Raw genomic sequence first — 22539 nt, forward strand, 5'->3', positions numbered from 1 at the left:
GTCAGACCCGTGTCAAGACCCGAACGTGACATTCGCCACACGGAGTGTCCGAAAGGGCGGTCAGGGCCGACGCGAAAACACCGATGTAGGCTGCCCATGAACCGGGGGCACGAGGGGAACACGAGGCGACGATGGCTGTGACGATGCGCGACGTCGCGATCGTTGCTCGCGTCTCGCCCAAGACCGTGTCCAACGTGGTGAACGACCACCCGAACGTGCACCCGGACACGCGCGCACGCGTGCAACAGGCGATCGCCGAGCTGGGCTACCGCCCGAACCACTCCGCGCGCGGTCTGCGCTCCGGCCGCACCGGCGTCATCGGGCTGGCGGTGCCGGAGCTGAAGCAGGCCTACTTCGCCGAGCTGGCCGACGCCGTCATCGCTGCGGCGGCCAAGCGCGGCCTGAGCGTCATCGTCGGACAGCTCGGAGGCGACCGCGAGCACGAGATCGAGCTCCTCACCCACGGACTCCCCCAGACCGACGGTCTCCTCTTCAGCCCGGAGCGACTCGGCACCGAGGACCGAGACCTGCTGGCGTACGTCGACTTCCCGCTGGTCATGCTCGGCGAGTGGATCTTCGGTGGCCCCACCGACCACGTGACCATGCACAACGTCAGCGCGGCCCGGGCGGCCGTCGAGCACCTGATCTCACTCGGGCGCCGGCGGATCGCGGTGATCGGCGCCCATCCCGAGGAAGAGACCCGGCAGCTGGGGCCCTCGAACCTGAGGATCCAGGGCTACCGGGAGGCGTTGGCCGCTGCCGGCATCGAGCACGACCCACGGCTCGAGCTCGTCGTCGCGCCCTGGCATCCGGAGGACGGCGCCGAAGCGGCCCGGGACCTGATCCGGTCGGGGCTGGAGTTCGACGCCATCTTCACTCTCACGGACTCGCTCGCGCTGGGCGCGCTCCGGGCTCTCGGTGAGGCGGGGCGGGCGGTGCCCGACGATGTCGCCGTGATCGGCTACGACAACATCGCCATCAGCCACCTCACCGTCCCCTCGCTCTCGAGCATCGACCCCGGCCGGGCGGAGATCGCGGAGACGGCGGTCGGCATGCTCGTCGAGCGCATCGAGTGGGGCGCCGGGTCGTCGCGGCCGCCACGGCTGCACAAGGCAGCCTTCGACCTGATCGTGCGCGAGTCCTCCGGCGGGGCCGCCGCCGGGATGCCAGCGGCGTCAGCGCGAAAGTCCGGCGCGACAGCTCAGATGCTCAGCGGCTGAGCCACCGGAACGGCTCCTTGCCCACCTCCACCCGGTTCACGAGCCTGCCGACCTCCGCGATCTCGATCTCCACCACGTCGCCGGGCCGAAGGCTGAAGTCGATGTCGGGGACGATCCCGGTGCCGGTGGCCAGCGCGGCACCGTCAGGGAAGTCGTTGCCGGCGAACAGGTAGTCGACGAGCTCCTGAATCGGACGTACGAGCCGGCCAGAGGTCGTCTCCGCCGCGACCACTTCGTGCTCACCCCGGTGGATCACCAGGGTGATGGCCAGACCGGTGGCGTCAGCGACCTGCCATGCCGGCCGGATGCCGGGCGCGAGCGCTGCGGCCCCGGCATAGACCTTGGCCTGGGACAGATAGAGAGGGTTCTCGCCTTCGATCGAGCGGGAGCTCATGTCGTTGCAGACCGTGTAGCCGACGACCTCGCCGTGGGCGTTGACGACGACGGCGAGCTCCGGCTCGGGAACGTCGTGGCCGGAGTCGGCCCGGATGCCGACCGGCTCACCATCGGTGACCAGGCGCCAGGCCGGCGCCTTCAGGAACAGCTCGGGCCGCCGTGCGGAGTAGACCTTGTCGTAGACCGACCGCTCCGCACTCTCCTCCATCCGCGCGCTGCGCGAGCGGTCATAGGTGACGCCCGCACACCACAGCTCGGCGCGCCCGTCCAGCGGGGCGAGCAGACGTGCGGACGCGACCGGGACCGGCGCCGCGTCGGCGGACTCGACGGTGGCCCGGAGCTCGTCGTAGGGCATCGCGAGGAGGTCCGCCATGGAGCCGACACCGCTCAGCGGCGTGATCGAGTCGTCCCTGCGTACGCCGACCTGGGGACCGTTCCCGCGGTCGTACCGGACAAGGTGCATCGGCTGCTCCTACCTCGATGGTTGTCGCTCAGTGGTTGTGGCGCGGGGTGCCCTTGGTCTGGGCCACCCGCTGATATCTCACGGCGGGCTCGAGGACCATGCCATCGGCGAGCTGGCCCACCATGGACCGCTGGATCTCTTGCCACGGTGTCTGCGACTCCGGCACCGGGAGCTCCCCGACGGCCTCGCGCCGCTCGGCCAGCTCCTCGTCCGGGACCAGCATGTCCGCCCGCCCCGCGTTGAGGTCGATCCGGACACGATCGCCCGTACGCAGCAGCGCGAGGCCACCTCCGACAGCAGCCTCGGGCGAGGCGTTGAGGATCGAGGGCGACCCCGACGTACCCGACTGGCGACCGTCGCCCACGCACGGCAGCGAGTGCACCCCGCGCTCGATGAGTGCTGCGGGAGGCTGCATGTTGACGACCTCGGCCGAGCCGGGATAGCCGATCGGACCGACGCCCCGGATGAACAGGATGCACCCCTCGTCGATCTCGAGAGCGGGGTCGTCGATGCGGGCGTGGTAGTCCTCGGGCCCGTCGAAGACGATCGCGCGGCCCTCGAACACGTTCGGGTGCTCGGGGTCGGAGAGGTAGCGGTCTCGGAACTCCGCCGAGATCACGCTGGTCTTCATGATCGCACTGTCGAACAGGTTGCCGGTCAGCACGATGAAGCCGGCGGACTCCACGAGCGGGTTGTCGAAGTCGCGGATCACCTCGGCGTCCTCGCTCACCGCGTCGCGGCAGTTCTCGCCGATGGTCCGGCCGTTGACGGTGAGCGCACCCTCGTGGATCAACCCGTGACGCATCAGCTCGTGGACCACGGCCGGCACTCCGCCCGCACGGTGGAACTCCTCACCGAGGAACCGGCCGGCGGGCTGCATGTCGACCAGGAGCGGGATCCGGTGGCCGATCGTCTCCCACTCCTCGATGCCGAGGTCGACCCCGACATGGCGGGCGATCGCGTTGATGTGGACCGGGGCGTTGGTGGAGCCACCGATCGCCGAGTTCACGACGATCGCGTTCTCGAACGCCTCCCGGGTCAGGACGTCGGAGGGCTTGAGGTCCTCGTGGACCATCTCGACGATGCGCCTGCCCGTCAGGTAGGCCACCCGGCCGCGATCGCGGTGCGGCGCCGGGATCGCGGCCGAGCCGGGCAGGCTCATCCCGAGGGTCTCGGCGAGGCTGTTCATCGTGGCGGCGGTGCCCATGGTGTTGCAGTGGCCGGGCGACGGCGCGGAGGACGCGATCAGCTCGGTGAACCCGGCCAGGTCGATCTCCCCCGCCGCGAGCATCTCGCGCGCCTTCCAAATGATCGTGCCGGAGCCGATGCGCTCCCCCTTGAGCCAGCCGTTGAGCATCGGCCCGCCCGAGAGCACGATCGCCGGGATGTTCACCGTCGCCGCCGCCATCACGCAGGCGGGCGTGGTCTTGTCGCACCCCGTCGTCAGCACCACTCCGTCGAGGGGATAGCCGTAGAGGACCTCCACCAGACCGAGGTAGGCGAGGTTGCGATCCAGCGCCGCGGTCGGCCGCTTGCCCATCTCGTGGATCGGGTGCACCGGGAACTCGAACGCGATCCCGCCCATCTCCCGGATCCCGTCGCGTACGCGCTGCGCCAGCCCGAGGTGGTGCCGGTTGCAGGGCGCCAGGTCCGAGCCGGTCTGCGCGATGCCGATCACGGGCTTGCCCGACTGGAGCTCGTCGCGGGTCACTCCCCAGTTCATGTAGCGCTCGATGTAGAGCGCCGTCATCGCGGGATCGGTCGGGTTGTCGAACCAGTCTCGACTGCGCAGGCGACGGGTGTTTACCACGTGGTAAACCCTAGCGTCGCGATGCCGCCGCCGCCCCGGAAACCTGTCTAGGCCGTGTCTCCCAAATCCACGCCCGCTACGCGACGTTTCGCATCCGATCTGGCTGCGTTGCCGCCACTCGAAAGCCGTCAGGATGTCTTCGCGGCGGACGCCTTGCCAGATCGGCCCGAAACGCCGCTCGCGGCCGCCGTGTCTTTGGGAGACACGGCCTAGGCGATGACCTCGCGGACCAGCCACTCCAGGGTGGACTCGACCAGGATGGCGTCGGCGTCGGCCTGGGTGACCGGGCTCCGCTTGCCGACGACGAGCGAGTGGTCCGCACCCGGGATCGGGGTGACCTCGACGCTCTCGGGGAAGTCCTCGGGCCTGCCGAACCGGTCCCGGGTGCCCTGCAGCACCAGGGTCGGCACCCGGGCCTCCAGCAGCTCGTGGGCGCGCGAGATGTGCGGCTTGCCGATCGGGTGCAGCGGGAAGGCCAGGCAGAGCGCCCCGGCAGCGCCGAAGCCGCGCGCCGTGCGGACCGCCGAGCGGGCGCCCGCGGAACGGCCGCCGACCACCAGCGGCGTACGCACCCGCATCCAGTTGGCCGCCAGGGTCAACGCCGCATCGAGGGACTTGGGCGGTGTCGCGACCGGCTTCCCCTTGACGCGCCAGGGCTGCTCGAAGCGGACCACGGTGATCCCCTGGGCCGGCAGCGCGTCGTTGAGCGCCATCAGGTCGTGGGTGTCGATCCCGTTGCCGGCGCCGTGGGAGAGCAGCAGCGTCGCCTGTGGCCGCCGCGCCCGGCGGGTGTAGAGCCGGCCCTCGCCGTAGGGCGTGTCGATCATCTGCGTCGTGGTGCCACCCATGTCAGCCCCAGGCTTCCTCGAGCGGTAGCGGCTCGATGAGCTCGCGACCGTCGTTGCGTACGTTGCTCACCAGCGTCGAGACCGGATAGGCCTCCAACCGACCCGGCGACGCCGGGGTCAGCAGCTCCAGGTCGCCTGGACGGGTCGGGTCGAGCCACTGGTCCCAGCGTTCACGCTCCACCATGAGCGGCATCCGGTCGTGGATCCGACCCAAGGAGTCCTCGGCCTCGGTGGTGATCACCGTGCAGCTCCACAGCCACCGGGTGGGGTCGTCCTCGGCCTTGGCCGGGTCGGGCCACAGCTCGTAGAGGCCGGCCATCGCCAGGACTCCCCCGTCCTTCGGGGTGATGAAGTAGGGCTGCTTGCGCGGCTTCCCCTTCTGATCGACGGCGTCCGTGGCATACCACTCGAAGTAGCCGTCCGCCGGGAGCAGGCAGCGGCGCTTGGCGAAGGCCCGACGGTAGGCGGGCTTGTCGGCGACCGTCTCCATGCGGGCGTTGATCATCCGGTTGCCGATCTTGACGTCCTTGGCCCAGGACGGCACCAGCCCCCAACGTACGGAGCGGAGCTGGCGCTCGCTGGTTTCGTCGTCCTCGCGCGGCGGACGCTCGAGGACGGCGTAGACGTCGTCGGTCGGCGCCACGTTGTAGCTCTCGGTCAGCGGCTCCTGCAGGCGCAGCTCATCGATCTCGAACTCCTCGGCCAGCTCGTCGGGTTGGCGGCTGGACACGTAACGACCGCACATACGTTCACCATAGCGCCGGGTGAGCGCCGTGTTGCCCGGTATCTCCTAGGCTCCGCGGGCGAGCTCGTCGAGCAGGAAGCCGGCCGACGTGTCGTTCTCAGGAAGCCCCTCGATCCAGATCCGGTCGGCACTGTGCTCGACCATCCGCTTGAGGAGACCGAGCCTTCTGACCAGCGTCTCGTCGCGTGCCGCGACCACGATCATCCGGCTGTGGCCGACCTGTCCGACGGCTGCGGCGCCGGCGAAGACCGAACGGGCGGTCTGGCCCAGCAGCGACATCCGGCGTGCGGTGGCGATGCTGTCGGTCTTCCCACCCGGCGTACCCGGGAGGTGAGCGTCGGTGACGACGAGCGCGTGGCTGCACGCCTTGGCTTCGCGGTAGAGATCCGAGATCCGTTCGCGGACGTGGGCGAGGGTGGAGAGGCCGGTGAGCGGGTCGGCGCAGGAGATGGTGTGCAGATAGCCGAGGGTCGCCTCGCTCCAGGCGACCGAGAGCGCATGCACCTCGGCGAAGGCCGGATCGCGGCTCTCGACGGTCTGGGTCGTCGTCCGGAGGTCCTCGAGACCCTCCCCGAGCGAGACACCGGTCTCGGCCAGGTCGTGACCGACCACCCAGCAGGCCTCGGCGACGTAGCTGCTTCGATCGGCCAGCGCTTCGGCAACGGCCTCGAAACGAGGGGGCAGCACCGCGCGCTGCTCCTCGGTGAGCTCTGTGATCTCAGGCGGGGTGGACGCACGCGCACGCCGACCCCCGGAGAACAGCCGCACAACTCACCTCTTTCCTCGTGTTTCCTGGCGTTGTCGTCGTTCCTCGCTCGAAGTTGTCAGGTCATGGATACAGTGGTGGACGAGCCGATCCACAGCGCGTTCACATGGACTTGACGTGTGAAATCGGCAACCATGACGCGATAGAGACCCGCCTTTTCCGGGTTTCTCGGAAACTTTTGTCAGATCCCGGGGAGGTGGGCGTGACGTGCTGGCCACGGCTGCCGTTAGCACAACGTATGTCTGCCGATGGCGCAACCTGCGTCATACCTCCGTCCCTCTAACGTCTCTGGTGCTGTGAGCGAAACGACCCCCACCTCTCTACCGACCCTCGACGCCCCGGGCGACGCCGAGCTGATCACCGCCGTACGCGGTGGCGACCTGGATGCCTACGGGACTCTGTTCGAGCGCCACGTCGAGTCTGCGCGCCGTCTCGCCCGCCAGCTGGTGTCGGCGGGCGACGTCGACGACCTCGTCTCCGAGGCGTTCGCCAAGGTGCTCAACGTGCTGCAGCGCGGCGGCGGCCCGGACCTGGCGTTCCGCGCCTACCTGCTGACCTCGCTGCGCCGGCTCCACGTGGACAAGATCCGCGCTGCCTCGAAGCTCACCACGACCGACGACCTGACCCCGTTCGACCCGGGCGTCCCCTTCGAGGACACCGCGGTCTCGGGCTTCGACAACCAGGCGGCCGCGCGGGCGTTCCAGCAGCTCCCCGAGCGCTGGCAGCAGGTGCTGTGGCACACCGAGGTCGAGGGCCAGAAGCCGGCCGAGATCGCGCCCATGCTCGGCATGTCGGCCAACTCGGTCTCCGCGCTCGCCTACCGGGCGCGCGAGGGCCTCAAGCAGGCCTTCATCTCCATGCACGCGCAGGATGCCGGCGAGGAGGCCTGCGCGACGACGCGCGCCAACCTGGGCGCCTATATCCGCAACGGCCTGTCCAAGCGCGACTCGAAGAAGGTCGACGACCACCTGCAGGACTGCCGCCCGTGCACCGCGATCTACCTCGAGCTCACCGAGGTCAACTCCGGTATGGGTGCTTGGCTCGCACCGGCTCTGCTCGGTGCCGCGGGCGCGGGCTACCTCGCTGTCGGTGGCGGTGTCGCCGCCAAGGGCGGCGTGCTGCTCTTCTTCGGACGCGTCCGGGACTGGGTGCTGGGCGATCCGGTGGGACGTACGGTCGCAGGGGCGACCGGTGTCGCGGCCGCTGCGGCCGTCGTCGCCGGGTTCGCGCTCACCGGCGGGGACCCGGCGCCGAAGCAGCCGACCGCCGACGAGCCTGCCGCCGAGGCACCTGCGGATCCGGCCGATCCGGCTGCACCGGCTGATCCCGCCGCGCCTCCCGCGCCCAAGCCGGCAGCGCCGCCACCCGCGGCAGCGCCTCCCGCCGCCCCGCCCGCGGCTCCGCCGGCCGACCAGCCGGCCGCCCCGCCCGCCGACCAGCCGGCCGACCAGCCGGCCGACACTGCACCGGCGCAAGAGGCTCCGGTCATCACCTCGCCCCTGCCCGCCGTGAGCGTCGCGCCCGGCGGCAAAGCGGTCATCGACCTGACCCAGGGCGCCAGCGATGCCGACGGCGACCCGCTCTCGGTCAAGTCGGCCACCGTCCCCGAGGAGGCCGGCACCGTCACCCTGGGCGGCACGGCCCCGTCCGGCGGCAAGGGCGGCAACGTCAGCGGCATGGTCTTCGGCGGCCTGCGGATGGCCGACGAGCCTGTCACGACAGTGACCTACCAGGCCAAGAAGGGCTGGCGTGGGACCGCGGCCATCGAATACGTCCTCACCGACGGCAACGGCGGCGAGGTCGCCGGCACCGTGGACGTGACCACGCCCAACGCTGCCCCGGACGCCGTCAACGACTCCGCGAAGGCACAGGTGGTCGTCGAGGACGGCAACAACGGCGTCGGCCAGGGCAACCAGGGCCGGTCGGCCGAGACCACCATCGACGTGCTCCGCAACGACGACGACGTCAACGGCGACACGCTCGAGCTGGTCGGGATCGTCGAGCAGCCGGCACACGGCGAGGCCACGAAGGTCGACGGCAAGGTCGAATACACGATGGACGAGGACTACGCCGGCTCCAGCGACACCTTCACCTATCGGGTCTCGGACGGCCACGGCGGCGAGGATGTGGCTACCGTCACGGTGACTCTCGAGGAGGTACGCGACTCCTCGGTCAGCCTCGACAGCATGTCCTACCCCACCTATGAGCACCTTTTGGTCACGGCCGACGGCATCCCCGAGGGCGGTCGCACCTCGACCCTGCGCTACCGGATGACCGGTGTCGCGGATCCGTACCCGGGGCCTGCCGGCTCGCAGTCGTGGGCCTGTTCGGAGTCGCAGGCTCCGCCGGCACCCGACAACGGCGTCGTCGAGGGTGAGTGCACCCTGACCAGCGCGGACAACGGCCAGGACGTCCTCCACCTGGACTTCGTCCCCGCCGGCGACTGGACCTTCGAGGCGAACCTCACCGCCGTCGGCTACGTGGACCCCGCCTCCGGGAACGACCAGGTCGGCGACTCGGGCACGGCGCCTGAGCCGACTCCCTCTCCGTCGCCCACCGTGACGCCGTCTCCGACCGAGACCCCGACACCGACGGTGACACCGACACCGACGCCGACCGGTACGCCGGAGGTGCCGCCGCATCCGACCGCACCCGGGACACCCGACCCGCCGCAGCAGCCGGTTCCGTCCAGCAGCTCGGCCGACCCGGAGGACAGCTCCAGCGCTCCCGGCGCGCCCAGCAACACCGCCGACCCCGATGAGACGCCGACCGTCGCTCCTGAGAAGAAGGCCGACGCCAGCACGGGCGGACTGACCTGGAAGGACTTCCTGAAGGCGATCGGGTTCGACTGATCCACATCCGCTCAACGCGCGTCCGTCGGCTTCGGCCAGCGGACGCGCTGCGGTTTTCGCAGGTCGCAGACACTAAGGTTGGTACGTGACTTCCACGACCGACCGTGCAGCTGACATCGCGGACCCCTGGCCGGCGCCCCGAGCGCACGAGCCGGTGACGGCGACGGTGTCGCTGCCCGGGAGCAAGTCGCTCACCAACCGCGCGCTGCTGCTGGCCTCGATCGCGGAGGGGCCCAGCGTCGTACGTCGTGCCTTGCGGTCGCGCGACACGCTGCTGATGGCGGCCGCCCTGACGGCGTTGGGATCGCGGGTGGACACCTCCGGGGACGACTGGGTCGTGACGCCCGGATCCTTCGGCTCCGACGCCGAGATCGACTGCGGGCTGGCGGGGACGGTGATGCGGTTCGTACCTCCGGTGGCCACGCTCTCCACCGGCACGATCGCCTTCGACGGCGACCCGCACATGCGCAACCGTCCGGTCGGCGAGGTGCTCCGGGCGCTCCGCGACCTCGGGGTCACGATCGACGGTGAGGCGCTGCCGTTCACGATCCATGGCAGCGGTGCCGTGCCGGGCGGGACCGTGGTGGTCGACGCCTCGGCGTCGAGCCAGTTCATCAGCGCGCTGCTGCTGGCCGGGGCGCGCTACGAGCAGGGGGTGGACGTACGCCACGACGGCAAGCCCGTGCCCTCGCTCCCCCACATCGACATGACGGTCGCGATGCTCCGTGAGCACGGCGTCGCGGTCGACGACTCAGATGCCAACCGCTGGACCGTGGCGCCCGGGCCGATCAAGGCCCTGGACCGCACCATCGAGCCGGACCTGTCCAACGCGGCTCCGTTCCTGGCACTGGCGGCGGTCTCCGGCGGCACCGTGACCGTGCGCGACTGGCCGCAGGCCACCGACCAGCCCGGCGACCAGCTGCGCGAGGTGCTCTCGCTGATGGGGTGCGAGGTCTCCGTCTCCGGCGACGGGCTCACCGTGACCGGGCCGGAGAAGCTCACCGGGATCGACCTCGACATGCACGACATCGGCGAGCTCACCCCCGCCGTCGCAGCGCTCTGTGCCCTCGCCGAGACGCCCTCGCACCTGACCGGCATCGGCCACATCCGTGGCCACGAGACCGACCGTCTCGCCGCGCTCGCGCGCGAGCTGGGCGCGCTGGGGGCCGACGTCACCGAGCACCCCGACGGTCTGACGATCCGGCCGGCGACCCTGCACGGCGGGGTGTTCCACACCTACGCCGACCACCGGATGGCTCACGCCGGCGTGATCATCGGGGCGGCCGTCGAGGACGTCCTGGTCGAGAACATCACCACCACCTCCAAGACCTTCACCGACTTCGCGCCCTTCTGGGCCGGCTTGTTCTGACGACATGGCGAAGGCACAGCGGCGCTACGGGACCGAGGACGTCGAGCACTACGACCGTCCGCGGCGCCGCACCCGGCCGCGTACGAAGGACCGGCCCAGCTATGACGATGCGGACCTCGGCCGGGTGATCACGGTCGACCGTGGCCGGTTCACGCTGGTCATGGACGCTGCCCCCGACGTCGAGGTGTGGGCGGTCAAGGCCCGCCCGCTCGGCCGTAAGGGGGTGGTCGTGGGTGACCGGGTCAAGGTCGTCGGTGACACCTCCGGCGCGGAGGGCACGCTGGCCCGGATCGTCGAGGTCGAGCCACGGGAGACGGTGCTGCGGCGTACGGCTGACGACGACGACCCCGTAGAGCGGGTCGTGGTCGCCAACGCCGACCAGCTGGTGATCGTCACCGCGATCGCCGACCCGGAGCCGCGCACGGGGTTCATCGACCGCGCGCTGGTGGCCGCCTACGAGGCGGGCATCGACCCGCTGCTGTGCATCACCAAGGCCGACCTGGCCGACCCGGAGTCGTTGGTGTCGATCTACCGGTCGCTGGGTGTGCCGTGGGTCGTGACCCAGCGCGGCGGCGACATGAGTGCGTTGCAGAGCGAGCTCGAGGGACGTACGTCGGTGCTGCTCGGGCACAGCGGCGTCGGCAAGTCGACGCTGGTCAACGCCATCGTCCCCGACGCCGGGCGCGAGGTCGGGCACGTCAACGCAGTCACCGGACGCGGCCGGCACACCTCCACCTCGGCCTTGATGCTGCGGCTTCCGGACTCTGCCGACGGTGGGGGCTGGATCGTGGACACCCCGGGGATCCGTACGTTCGGGCTGGCCCACGTCGAGCCGGAACGGCTCATCGTCTCCTTCCCGGACCTGCAGGAGGCGACGGCCGAGTGCCCGCGCGGATGCTCGCACGCGGCGGACGCCCCGGAGTGCGGGTTGGACGCCGCGATCGAGGCCGGCCGGCTCGATCCGGAACGGGTCGCCTCGTTCCGGCGTCTGCTCGAAGCGCGGTCGGTGCCGACGTACGCGCTCTGACCCGGTGGCGTCCCGGACTCCGTGGATCAGGATGCCCCCGGCGGTGTTTTCGTGGCGAACCGGTTACCAGGGGAGGCTTCGCGGCGGCGTCCCAGCCACTAGAGTGGATCATCGTGGCGAGCACTCCTGACTTCAACGACGACCTGCGGCTGGCGCACCTGCTGGCCGACGACGCCGACTCGCTGTCGACGTCGCGGTTCAAGGCGCTCGACCTGCACGTCATGACGAAGCCCGACCTCACCCCCGTCTCCGACGCGGACAAGGCGGTGGAGGAGTCGATCCGGCGCACGCTCTCCCGCGCGCGCACGCGTGACGCGATCACCGGAGAGGAGTCGGGCTCCTCCGGTTCGTCCAGCCGACGCTGGATCGTCGACCCGATCGACGGGACGAAGAACTTCGTGCGCGGGGTGCCGGTCTGGGCGACCCTGATCGCGCTCGCGGTCGACAACGAGGTCGTGATGTCGGTCGTCTCCGCTCCGCAGCTCGGGCGGCGCTGGTGGGCGGCGAAGGGTCAGGGCGCCCACACCGGCAAGTCGCTGATGAAGTCGACCCGCTGCCAGGTCTCCGACGTCCGTCGTCTCGAGGACGCCTCGATGTCCTACTCCTCGCTGCACGGCTGGGAGGAGCGCGACCGGCTCGAGGACTTCCTGGCGCTGATGCGCAGCTGCTGGCGCACCCGGGCCTACTCCGACTTCTGGTCCTACATGCTCGTCGCCGAGGGCGCCGTCGACATCGCCGTCGAGCCGGAGCTCGAGGTCTACGACATGGCCGCGCTGGACATCATCGTGCGCGAGGCCGGCGGGTCCTTCTCCTCCTTGGCCGGCGACCCGGGCCCGTGGGGCGGCAACGCGCTGGCCACCAACGGTCACCTGCACGATGCGGTGCTCTCGTTCCTCGGCGGGCTGCCCGACGGCAGCAACGACGCCGACTGGCCGGCCGCTCAGCCGGGGTCTGTCACCGCGTTCCGTCGTCCGGCAAGCGAATAGCGCGCCGCCACACCAACCTCTGGCGTGACGCCTGTCACAGCCGCTACCGTTGATTCATGAAGATCGCGGACGTACTCACTCGCAAGGCGATCGCTGAAGTCGTCACGATCGCATCAACCGCCACCGTGCGTGACCTGCTCGGAGTGCTCGCCGACCACGGCATCGGAGCCTGCGTCGTCAGCAGCGACGGCACCGCCGTGGCCGGGATCGTCTCCGAGCGCGACGTGGTGCGTCGACTCCACGAGAACGACGCGCTGCTCGCCGCCGAGGTCTCCTCGATCATGACCGCCGAGGTCGAGACCTGCGATCCCGAGGCCACCATCGACGACATCTTGGGCATCATGACCAAGCGCCGCATCCGGCACATGCCGGTGGTATCCGCTGACGGCGGCTTGGTCGGGATCGTCAGCATCGGCGACCTGGTCAAGCACCGCATCGACCAGCTCGCCTTCGAGCGCGACCAGCTCGAGGCCTACGTTCACCAGACGTAGGGGTCGCTTCTTCACAGGACCTGCACAACTTCTGCAGCCTTTCCGGCCGCTCGGGCTTCTAGCCTGAGCATGTGCCAGAACATGTGAGCGTCGCGCGCCGGATCCTCGTCGTCGAGGACGAGCCGATCATCAACCAGGCCGTCTCGGACCGGCTCACCGCCGAGGGGTACGACGTCGTCCGGGCCTGGGACGGGCCGGGGGCGGTCTCCTCCTTCGAGGAGACCTCGCCCGATCTTGTCGTCCTGGACGTCATGCTCCCCGGTTACGACGGTCTGGAGGTGTGCCGCCGGATCCAGGCCGTACGTCCGGTGCCGGTGCTCATGCTCACCGCGCGCGTCGACGAGGCCGACATCCTGGTCGGGCTCGGAGTCGGGGCCGACGACTACCTCACCAAGCCGTTCCGGGCCCGCGAGCTGGTCGCTCGGGTCAACGCCCTGCTGCGGCGGGTGGAGCGGGCCGCCGAGCTGGCCGCGTCGCCGCGGCGTACGGCTGAGATCGGAGGTCTGCGGCTGGATCCGGCGGCGCGGCGGGTGTGGGTCGACGAGGCCGAGGTCAGGCTCACGCCGACCGAGTTCGACCTGCTGGCCTGCCTGGCCGCCGACCCGGGCGCGGTGGTCACCCGCGAGCGGCTGCTCGCCGAGGTGTGGGGCTGGAGCGACGCCTCGGGCACCCGCACCGTCGACAGCCACGTGAAGGGGCTGCGCGCCAAGATCGGGTCCGCGCGGATCCGGACCGTGCACGGCGTCGGCTACGCGCTGGAGGCCGGCGAATGACCCCGCTGGAACGGGTCTCCTCGATCAAGGTCAAGCTCGGGCTCCTGGTCGCCGCGAGCGCGCTGGTGGCAGCGGTCGTCGCCTCCGTCGGTCGGGTCGCCGGGGTCTCGCCGTGGATCTCGATCCCGGTCACGATCGGGATCGCGCTCGCCGTCACCCAGCTGCTGGCGGTCGGGATGACCTCGCCGCTGCGGCAGATGACCCTCGCGGCCCGGCAGATGGCCCGCGGCGACTACTCGGTCTCGGTGCCGGCCGGCGGCGCCGACGAGGTCGGCCAGCTGGGCCGCGCGTTCAACACCATGGCCAGCGATCTCGGCGCCGTCGACCGCCAACGCCGGGAGCTCGTCGCCAACGTCTCCCACGAGCTGCGTACGCCGCTGGCGGCCCTCACCGTCGTCCTGGAGAACCTCGTCGACGGGGTCGGGTCCGAGCCGGCCGCCCTGCAGACCGCGCTCGGGCAGGCCGAACGCCTGAGCCGCCTGGTCGAGGACCTGCTCGACCTGGCGCGCGTCGACGCCGGCAAGGCACCGCTGAGCACCTCGTCGGTCGACCTCGGCCCGCTGCTCGAGGCCTGCGTCGCCGAGGCTCGGGTCAACGGGCGTCCGGTGACCTACGAGATCGACGCGCCGGCCTCGCTCGTCGTCGATGCCGACCCGGATCGGCTCAGCCAGCTCGTCGTCAATCTCCTCGACAACGCCTCCCGGCACAGTCCGCGAGACGGTGCCGTCACCGTGCGGGCCGGCCTCGACGGCGAGCGCTACCACCTCGAGGTCCTCGACTCCGGGCCCGGCGTCCCGGTCGCCGACCGGGAGCGCGTCTTCGAGCCCTTCGGCACCCTCAGCGCATCCGCCGAGGGCGGCGGGACCGGGCTCGGGCTCGCCATCGCCCGGTGGGTCACCGACCTGCACGGCGGCACCATCGCCTTCCTCGACCCGCTGCCCGGCACCGCAGGTGCCCGCGTGCGCGTCGATCTTCCGCTGCGGCCACCGGCCCGCACCGTGACCCATCACCTCACCCCCACCCAGGAGGAGCACCCGATGCCCACCACTCCCCGGCCGGCCGAGCCTGCCGAGCCGATCCCGCCCGCCGCCCCGGTCACGAGACCCGGGACCGCGGCCGCCACCCCGTCCGTCCTCGACGACATCTTCGGCACCTACTGGCCCGACTCCGGTGTCGCCGGACGGTTCGGGCTCTTCATCGGCGCCGTGGTCGCCGGCCTGCTGGGCGGTCTGCTCATTCCCGACCGCAACGCCGGGCTCGGCACCGTCATCGTGCTGCTCGCCGCCGGCGGGGTGGTGATGCTGGCGGGTCGGGAGCGGCGTACCGGGTTCTCGATCGTCTGCTACGTGCTCTTCGCGCTGCTCTCCTCGGTCGCCGTCTTCCGCGACGCCGAGTGGATCGTCGTCCTGTGCCTGATCACCGCGATCGCGGTGCTGCTGTGTGCCTCGACCGGCGCGCGGACGCTGCTGGGCATCATCCTGACCGGGATCTCCTGGCCGCTGGCCGGGCTGCGCGGGATCCCGTGGCTCGGCCGCACGCTGACCAGCGTCTCCGGCCACGGGCACGGCGCTGCGGTCGCGCGCACCACGGTGCTCTCGCTGCTCGGTCTGATCATCTTCGGGCTCCTGTTCACCACCGCCGACGCGGTGCTGGGCAGCTGGGTCGACCGGTTCGTGCCGGACGTACGTCCTGACACCTTCGCGGCTCGGATCTTCATGACCGTCTTCGTCTTCGGGGTGGTGCTGGGCGCCGCGTACCTGGCCGTGAACCCGCCCCGGATCGACCGCAGCGAGCGTACGTCCCAGCCTGTCGCCAACCGCTACGAGTGGCTGGCTCCGGTCGGCGTCGTGGTCGCCGTCTTCGCCGCGTTCCTGGCCGCGCAGGCCGCCGCCGTCTTCGGCGGCGAGGACTACCTGCGTGAGACCACCGGGCTGACGTATGCGGAGTACGTGCACCAGGGCTTCGGCCAGCTCACCGTCGCCACCGCGCTGACCCTGCTGGTGATCTGGGCAGCGGCCCGCAAGGCGCCGGTGGAGACCCTCGCCGACCGGCTGTGGCTGCGAGCGGCGCTCGGGCTGCTGGCCGCCGAGGCGCTGGTCGTCGTCGGATCGGCGCTGTATCGGATGCACCTCTACCAGGAGGCGTACGGCTTCACGCAGCTCCGCCTGCTCGTCGACGTCTTCGAGGCCTGGCTGGGGCTGCTGGTGATCGCCGGGCTCGTCGCCGCGGTGGCCGGCGGGGCGCTCGGCCGCAAGCTCTGGCTCGGCCGGTTCGCGCTGGTCAGCGGTGCGGTCGCGCTGCTCGGGATCGCCGCCATCAACCCCGACGGATGGATCGCCGAGCACAACGTCACCCGCTACGAGGAGACCGGGAAGATCGACACCGACTTCCTCTCCGGGCTCAGCGATGACGCGGTGCCTGCCCTCGAGAAGCTGCCCGACGACCTGCGCGCGTGCGTCCTCGGGCCCAACGACCGCCAGGGCGACTGGCTGGAGTGGAACCTCGGTCGCGAGCGGGCCGACGGGCTGACCCCGACCTACCACGTGCCGGCGAGCGACGGGGCCGACGACGCGACGGCGGCGGTGTGCCCCAGCGAGAATCGAAACGTAGACTGATCTGCCATGAGCCAGAAGCCTGAGATCGACTTCGTCGACCCGACCCCTCCGACCGACCTCGTCATCAAGGACATCACCATCGGTGACGGCGAGGAGGCCACCGAGCGCGACCGCGTCTCGGTCCACTACGTCGGCGTGGCGCTGTCCACCGGCGAGGAGTTCGACGCGTCCTACAACCGTGGCGAGCCGCTCGACTTCCGCGTCGGCATCGGCCAGGTCATCCAGGGCTGGGACCAGGGCATCCTCGGCATGAAGGTCGGCGGCCGCCGCCAGCTCGTCATCCCGCCCCACCTCGGCTACGGCGACCGCGGTGCCGGCAACGTCATCAAGCCCGGCGAGACCCTCGTCTTCCTCTGCGACCTGGTCAAGGTCGAGAAGTAAGCAGCTCCGTACGCAGCGAGGCGGTGACCCTTCGGGGTCACCGCCTCGCGCTCGTTCCGGCCGGATTCACCAGGGGACGTCGAAGTCGGCCTCGTCCGAGACCCGGGCGGCCTGACCGGCGTACTCCACGATGTCCCCGACGCGGAGCTGGCGACCGCGGCGCAGCTCGACCTCGCCGTTGACCTTCACCTCGCCGGCGGTGATCGCCGGCCGCGCCTCGGACCCGGTCTCGACCAGGTTGGCCAGCTTCAGGAACTGACCGAGCCGGATGATCTCGTCGGTGATGGGTACGTCGAAGGGCTCGCTCACCCTCACATCCTCCCCCGCCCGCCGAGGCGTCACAAAAATCGGCCGAGGCGTCGCTCCCGCCGGCCGAGACGTCATCAGGTGACGTCTCGGTCGACGGGAGTGACGCCTCGGCAGGTTCGGCAGGCTCAGGTCACCAGGACGGCGACGGCGTGGATGATCACGCCGACGAGGCCGCCGACGATGGTGCCGTTGATGCGGATGAACTGCAGGTCGCGGCCGACGAAGAGCTCGATACGGCGGGCGGCCTGCTTGCCGTCCCAGCGCTGGATGGTGTGGGTGATGACGGTGGTGGCCTCGCGGCCGTAGCGCTTGACGACGTAGACGGCCACGTCGGAGGCGAGCGCGTCGTAGCGGCGCTGGAGGGTCTCGTCGAGGACGACCTTCTGGGCGTAGCGGACGACCTCGTCCAGGGCACGGCGGCGGACGACGCCGTCGGGATCGCGCAGCGAGGTGGTCAGCGCGCGGCGCAGCGCGTCCCAGAGGGAGATGGCGGTGTCGATGACGCCGGGATGGTCGAGCACCCGCTCCTTGAGCCGCTCGGCGCGCTCCATGGTCTCGGGGTCGTGCTGCAGGTTGTCGGCGAGGTCGGCGAGCATGGCGTCGATCGCCTTGCGGGCGCGGTGCTCGGGATCGTCGCGGATGTCGGCGATCCAGCGGACCAGCTCGACATGGATGCGGGCGGTCACGGGCTCGCGCAGCACCTGGGGGGTCCACCAGGGTGCCCGCTCACCGAGCACCTCGGTGACGGTCTCCTCGTTCTCCTCGAGCCAGCCGTGCAGCTCGACCAGCGCCAGGTCGACCAGTCCGTGGTGGACGCCGTCGTCGAGCGCCGCCTGGATCATGCCACCGAGGAGCGGGGCGATCTGCTCCTCTCGGAAGCGCGGGACGAAGCCGTCCTGGATGATCTCGACGATGTGCTGGTTGCTGATCCGGGACAGCCCGTCGGCGACGACCACCGAGACCTCGTCGACGACCCGCTTGGCATTGGGCTCCTCGGCGAGCCACAGCGCGAGCCGTAGCGACGGCATCGCGACGCCGAGCCGCTCACGGATCGTCTCTTCCTGCAGGAAGTTGTCCTGGACGAACTCCTCCAGGCTCGCCCCGAGCTCGTCCTTCCGCTTCGGGATCAGCGCGGTGTGGGGCACCGGCAGGCCCAGCGGATGCCGGAAGAGCGCGGTCACCGCGAACCAGTCGGCGATCGCGCCGACCATGGACGCCTCGGCTCCGGCATTCACGAAACCCCAGAACCCGTCCATCCGGAGGGTCAGCAGATAGACGATGGCGGCCACGACCAGCAGTCCCGTGGCGACGATGCGCATGCGGCGCAGTGCCTGGCGGCGTACGACATCGGCCTCGGTCTCGACCATCAGGCCGCCGATGCCGGCGCCCCCAGGAGAACTCATGGGCTCAATTGTGCCGGGTCGCTCCACGGACGGCGATCGGCGACACCGGGCAACACCGGACTGCAACACCAAGACGGGGGTTTCTATAGGTTACTCACTGGTCGGCCCACAGGTGGGTTACAAAGCAGCCAAGGGCGTCACCGATCCCTTCCCCTGTTCGTTGGAGTGGACGAGAGTGCCTCGGGGGAGGCACACGTCCCACCGAGGAGATACATGTCGTCGCACCACGCGAACAGTGTGGGTTCGCATCTGTTCGACTCGTCGAGGAGCGCTATGTCGTTGACCACCGCCGCCAAGGTGGAGGTCTTGAGCGTCCTCGTCCGCGCCGGCAGGGAAGCCCGCGCCCCGCTCACCCCGCACGACTGCAACACCGTGGTCGAGACGAGTGCCCACCTCGCGGAGATCGCGCCCACCCTCCCGGAGGGCACCGCCGGTGAGCGTGCTCGCGCGACCCGCTCCGCGATGGAGCTGTTCCTCTCCGTCGACTGCCCCCAGCTCGCGCCCGAGCTCCGCGAGGAGCTCGCCAAGGCCGTCGAGCACGTGGTCGTACGTCATCCGGCCACGGCCGCGTAGAGCGAGAGACTTTCAGGCACCGCCCCTCCTTCCAGGAAAGATTGTTCCTGAAGAAATGCCGTCGTGGCCCCACGGGCCGCGGCGGCATGTTTCTATGGAGGGGGAGGTAGCCGCATGACCATCGTCAGAGCCGCAATCAGCCAGACCACCTGGACCGGGGACAAGGCCTCCATGCTGGACAAGCACGAGGGCTTCGCGCGTGACGCCGCCGCTCAGGGCGCCCAGGTGATGTGCTTCCAGGAGCTCTTCTACGGGCCCTACTTCGGGATCACCCAGGACAAGAAGTACTACCGCTACGCCGAGCCGGCCGACGGACCGATCGTGCAGCGCTTCGCGAGCCTGGCCAAGGAGCTGGGCATGGTGATGGTGCTGCCGATCTACGAGGAGGCGGAGGTCGGGATCTACTACAACACCGCCGTGCTCGTCGACGCCGACGGCACCATCCTCGGCAAGTACCGGAAGAACCATCTGCCGCACGTGGAGAAGTTCTGGGAGAAGTTCTACTTCCGCCCGGGCAACCTGGGCTACCCGGTCTTCGAGTCCGCGGTCGGCAAGGTCGGGATGTACATCTGCTACGACCGCCACTTCCCCGAGGGCTGGCGCGAGCTCGGCCTCAACGGGGCCCACATGGTCTTCAACCCCAACGCCACCAAGCCCGGCCTCTCCAACCGGCTGTGGGAGATCGAGCAGCCCGCGGCCGCGGTCGCCAACGGCTACTTCGTGCTCGCGCCCAACCGGGTCGGCCTCGAGGACAACGAATACGGCCCGGAGGCGGTCAACTTCTACGGGATGTCGCAGATCGTCGACCCCCGCGGCAACTACGTCGGCGAGCTCGGCTCGGGCGAGAAGGAGGAGCTGCTCGTACGCGACCTGGACATGGACATGGTCCAGGAGATGCGCGACGACTGGCAGTTCTACCGCGACCGGCGGCCCGACTCGTACACCGCTATCCCCCGACCTTGAGTGGATAGGAGCACCGCATGAGCATCACCCTGATCACCGGCGGCACGGTCGTCTCCTCGACCGGGCGCACCCAGGCAGACGTGCTGGTGGACGGGGAGAAGATCGTCGCGCTCATCTCTCCCGGCTCCAGCCCGTTCGGCCCGATCGAGGCCGACGTGACCATCGACGCGACTGGGAAGTACGTCATCCCCGGCGGCGTCGACGCCCACACCCACATGCAGCTGCCGTTCGGCGGCACCAACGCCTCCGACACCTTCGAGACCGGCACCCGGGCCGCGGCCTGGGGCGGCACCACGACGATCATCGACTTCGCGGTGCAGCGCTACGGAGAACGCGTCCAGGACGGGTTGGCGCGCTGGCACGAGCTGGCCGCCGGCAACTGCGCGATCGACTACGGATTCCACCAGATCATCGGCGGGGTCGACGACGACGCACTCAAGGCGATGGACACGCTCGTGGACGAGGGGATCACCTCCTACAAGCTGTTCATGGCCTATCCGGGCGTCTTCTACTCCGACGACGCGCAGGTCCTGCGGGCGATGCAGAAGGCGACCGACCACGGGCTGCTGACCATGATGCACGCCGAGAACGGGCCGGCGATCGACGTGCTCGCCGCGCAGCTGGCCGAGTCCGGCAGGACGAGCCCCTACTACCACGGCATCGCCCGTGCCTGGCAGATGGAGGAGGAGGCCACCCACCGCGCGATCATGCTCGCCGACGTGGCCGGGGCACCGCTCTATGTGGTGCACGTCAGCGCCAAGCAGGCCGTCGAGCAGCTGGCCACCGCCCGCGACCGGGGGAAGAACGTGTTCGGCGAGACCTGCCCGCAATACCTCTACCTCTCCCTGGAGGAGCAGCTCGGTGCGTCCTCGGAGGAGTGGGGCGACTTCGAGGGTGCCAAGTGGGTCTGCTCGACACCGCTGCGCTCGCGCGCGGAGGGCCACCAGGACGCGATGTGGCAGGCGCTGCGCACCAACGACCTGCAGATGGTCTCCACCGACCACTGCCCCTTCTGCATGAAGGAGCAGAAGGAGCTCGGCAAGGACGACTTCCGGGCCATCCCCAACGGGATCGGCTCGATCGAGCACCGCGTCGACCTGCTCTACCAGGGCGTGGTGACCGGGCAGATCACGCTCGAGCGCTGGGTCGAGCTGATCGCGACCACGCCGGCGCGGATGTTCGGTCTCTACGGTCGCAAGGGCGTCATCGCGCCGGGCGCCGACGCCGACATCGTCGTCTACGACCCGGCCGGCCACACCTCCATCGGCATCGGGGAGGGCCGAACCCACCACATGAACATGGACCACTCCGCCTGGGAGGGCTACGAGATCGACGGCCACGTCGACGTGGTGCTCTCCCGCGGCTCCGTGGTGGTCGCCGACGGCGAGTTCGCGGGCACCAAAGGCCACGGCAGCTACCTGAAGCGCGACCTGTCGCAGTACCTGGTGTGACGCCATGGACTTCGGTGTCGTCCTCCAGACCAACCCGCCCGCCTGGCGGGTCGTCTCGCTGGCGAAGCAGGCCGAGGCCTACGGCTTCGACTACGTCTGGACGTTCGACAGCCACCTGCTGTGGATGGAGCCGTACGTCATCTACAGCCAGATCCTCGCCGAGACCCGCACGATCAAGGTCGGCCCGTTCGTCACCAACCCGGCGACCCGCGACTGGACCGTCACCGCGTCGGTCTTCGCGACCCTCAACGAGATGTACGGCAACCGCACCGTGTGCGGCATGGGCCGCGGCGACTCGGCGGTGCGGGTGCTCAACGGGAAGCCGTCGACGATCCGGGAGATGCGCGAGGCGACGCAGGTCATCCGTGAGCTGGCCAATCGGCGACCGGTCGAGGTCAACGGCACCACGCTGCAGTTCCCGTGGGCCAAGCGCTCCGAGCTCGAGGTGTGGATCGCCGCCTACGGCCCGCTCGCGCTGAAGGCGGCCGGGGAGGTCGGCGACGGGTTCATCCTGCAGCTCGCCGACCCCGACATCACCGAGTGGATGATCGGGGCGGTCAAGAAGGCGGCCACCGACGCCGGCCGCGACCCGGAGTCGCTGACGTTCTGCGTGGCGGCCCCGGCGTACGTCACCGACGGGTCGCCCGACGCGCTGGATCATGCCCGGGAGCAGTGCCGGTGGTTCGGTGGGATGGTGGGCAACCACGTCGCCGACATCGTCGCCAAGTACGGGAGCGGCGCGGTCCCCCAGGCGCTCACCGACTACATCGCGGGCCGCGAGGGCTACGACTACAACGAGCACGGGCGGGCCGACAACACCCACACCCGGTTCGTGCCCGACGAGATCGTCGACCGGTTCTGCCTCCTCGGCTCGGTCGAGGAGCAGGTCGCCAAGCTCGAGCAGCTCAAGCGCCTCGGCGTCGACCAGTTCGCCGTCTATCTGCAGCACGACGCGATGGATCAGACCCTGGCCGCGTACGGCGATCTGGTGATCCCGCAGGTGAACCGCCCGGTGACTGCGAAGATCTGAGCGCGCGATTTCGTTGCATGAGGCATGAGAATGTAGCGAAAACGTAGGCTTTGTCCTGATATACCGTC

20 protein-coding genes are annotated in these 22539 nt (G+C 70.1%); 13 read left to right on the top strand and 7 right to left on the bottom strand.

Features of this window, described 5'->3' with window-relative positions; all coding sequences use genetic code 11:
- Positions 1–131: 131 nt before the first annotated feature.
- Complete coding sequence (locus WBG06_RS22795) at positions 132–1220, top strand: LacI family DNA-binding transcriptional regulator (protein ID WP_336739534.1); 1089 nt, start codon at positions 132–134, stop codon at positions 1218–1220.
- On the opposite strand, the gene WBG06_RS22800 is transcribed toward WBG06_RS22795, so the two are convergent.
- The 5 genes from WBG06_RS22800 to WBG06_RS22820 form a co-directional block, all read right to left on the bottom strand.
- Complete coding sequence (locus WBG06_RS22800; RefSeq protein WP_336739536.1) at positions 1210–2079, bottom strand: fumarylacetoacetate hydrolase family protein; 870 nt, start codon at positions 2077–2079, stop codon at positions 1210–1212. The genes WBG06_RS22795 and WBG06_RS22800 overlap by 11 nt on opposite strands.
- A 28-nt stretch (positions 2080–2107) precedes the next feature.
- Positions 2108–3889: an IlvD/Edd family dehydratase gene (locus WBG06_RS22805; protein WP_336739538.1), complete on the bottom strand. Its 1782-nt coding sequence runs from the start codon at positions 3887–3889 to the stop codon at positions 2108–2110.
- Between the two features lie 209 nt (positions 3890–4098).
- The gene (locus WBG06_RS22810) at positions 4099–4737 is read right to left on the bottom strand and encodes an alpha/beta hydrolase family protein (RefSeq protein WP_336739540.1); all 639 of its coding nucleotides are present in this window, start codon (positions 4735–4737) and stop codon (positions 4099–4101) included.
- A 1-nt stretch (position 4738) separates the two neighbouring features.
- Positions 4739–5482 carry an SOS response-associated peptidase gene (locus tag WBG06_RS22815; protein ID WP_336739542.1) on the bottom strand — a complete coding sequence of 248 codons (744 nt, stop codon included), beginning with the start codon at positions 5480–5482 and terminating at the stop codon, positions 4739–4741.
- Between the two features lie 45 nt (positions 5483–5527).
- Positions 5528–6169: a hypothetical protein gene (locus tag WBG06_RS22820; RefSeq protein ID WP_336739544.1), complete on the bottom strand. Its 642-nt coding sequence runs from the start codon at positions 6167–6169 to the stop codon at positions 5528–5530.
- A 375-nt stretch (positions 6170–6544) separates the two neighbouring features.
- On the opposite strand from WBG06_RS22820, the gene WBG06_RS22825 reads away from it, so the two are divergent.
- The 8 genes from WBG06_RS22825 (at position 6545) to WBG06_RS22860 (ending at position 16742) form a co-directional block, all read left to right on the top strand.
- The gene (locus WBG06_RS22825; RefSeq protein ID WP_336739545.1) at positions 6545–9100 is read left to right on the top strand and encodes a sigma-70 family RNA polymerase sigma factor; all 2556 of its coding nucleotides are present in this window, start codon (positions 6545–6547) and stop codon (positions 9098–9100) included.
- An 85-nt stretch (positions 9101–9185) separates the two neighbouring features.
- Positions 9186–10469, top strand: a complete 1284-nt coding sequence (aroA, locus tag WBG06_RS22830; RefSeq protein ID WP_336739547.1) for a 3-phosphoshikimate 1-carboxyvinyltransferase — start codon at positions 9186–9188, stop codon at positions 10467–10469.
- Between the two features lie 4 nt (positions 10470–10473).
- Positions 10474–11496, top strand: coding sequence for a ribosome small subunit-dependent GTPase A (gene rsgA / locus WBG06_RS22835; RefSeq protein WP_336739549.1), 1023 nt, complete (start codon positions 10474–10476; stop codon positions 11494–11496).
- A 113-nt stretch (positions 11497–11609) separates the two neighbouring features.
- On the top strand, positions 11610–12482 hold the full coding sequence (locus WBG06_RS22840; protein ID WP_336739551.1) for an inositol monophosphatase family protein: 873 nt from the start codon (positions 11610–11612) through the stop codon (positions 12480–12482).
- A gap of 56 nt (positions 12483–12538) precedes the next feature.
- Positions 12539–12973, top strand: a complete 435-nt coding sequence (locus tag WBG06_RS22845) for a CBS domain-containing protein (protein WP_336739553.1) — start codon at positions 12539–12541, stop codon at positions 12971–12973.
- Positions 12974–13044: 71 nt separating this feature from the next.
- On the top strand, positions 13045–13746 hold the full coding sequence (locus tag WBG06_RS22850; protein WP_336739554.1) for a response regulator transcription factor: 702 nt from the start codon (positions 13045–13047) through the stop codon (positions 13744–13746).
- Positions 13743–16361 (top strand): DUF4153 domain-containing protein, encoded by a 2619-nt coding sequence (locus WBG06_RS22855; RefSeq protein WP_336739556.1) that lies wholly within the window; start codon positions 13743–13745, stop codon positions 16359–16361. Before WBG06_RS22850 ends, WBG06_RS22855 begins: the two co-directional genes overlap by 4 nt.
- A 6-nt stretch (positions 16362–16367) precedes the next feature.
- Positions 16368–16742 carry an FKBP-type peptidyl-prolyl cis-trans isomerase gene (locus tag WBG06_RS22860; RefSeq protein ID WP_336739558.1) on the top strand — a complete coding sequence of 125 codons (375 nt, stop codon included), beginning with the start codon at positions 16368–16370 and terminating at the stop codon, positions 16740–16742.
- A 66-nt stretch (positions 16743–16808) separates the two neighbouring features.
- Here WBG06_RS22860 and WBG06_RS22865 read toward each other — a convergent pair whose 3' ends face one another.
- Positions 16809–17015, bottom strand: a complete 207-nt coding sequence (locus WBG06_RS22865; protein ID WP_442945501.1) for an RNA-binding S4 domain-containing protein — start codon at positions 17013–17015, stop codon at positions 16809–16811.
- A gap of 161 nt (positions 17016–17176) precedes the next feature.
- A complete protein-coding gene (locus WBG06_RS22870) occupies positions 17177–18454 on the bottom strand; it encodes a DUF445 domain-containing protein (RefSeq protein WP_336739563.1) in 1278 nt (425 codons plus the stop codon).
- A 273-nt stretch (positions 18455–18727) separates the two neighbouring features.
- Here WBG06_RS22870 and WBG06_RS22875 point away from each other — a divergent pair, with 273 nt between their 5' ends.
- The 4 genes from WBG06_RS22875 to WBG06_RS22890 all read left to right on the top strand — a co-directional run bounded on the left by WBG06_RS22875 (position 18728) and on the right by WBG06_RS22890 (position 22471).
- Positions 18728–19027 carry a hypothetical protein gene (locus WBG06_RS22875; RefSeq protein WP_336739565.1) on the top strand — a complete coding sequence of 100 codons (300 nt, stop codon included), beginning with the start codon at positions 18728–18730 and terminating at the stop codon, positions 19025–19027.
- Between the two features lie 114 nt (positions 19028–19141).
- Positions 19142–19990: a nitrilase-related carbon-nitrogen hydrolase gene (locus WBG06_RS22880; RefSeq protein ID WP_336739567.1), complete on the top strand. Its 849-nt coding sequence runs from the start codon at positions 19142–19144 to the stop codon at positions 19988–19990.
- Between the two features lie 17 nt (positions 19991–20007).
- Positions 20008–21441: a dihydropyrimidinase gene (gene hydA / locus WBG06_RS22885; RefSeq protein ID WP_336739569.1), complete on the top strand. Its 1434-nt coding sequence runs from the start codon at positions 20008–20010 to the stop codon at positions 21439–21441.
- Positions 21442–21445: 4 nt separating this feature from the next.
- The gene (locus tag WBG06_RS22890) at positions 21446–22471 is read left to right on the top strand and encodes a TIGR03842 family LLM class F420-dependent oxidoreductase (protein WP_336739570.1); all 1026 of its coding nucleotides are present in this window, start codon (positions 21446–21448) and stop codon (positions 22469–22471) included.
- The last annotated feature ends 68 nt before the right edge of the window (positions 22472–22539 follow it).

It is taken from the genome of Nocardioides sp. CCNWLW239, from assembly GCF_037137035.1.
In the GTDB taxonomy this organism is placed as follows: Bacteria; Actinomycetota; Actinomycetes; order Propionibacteriales; family Nocardioidaceae; genus Nocardioides.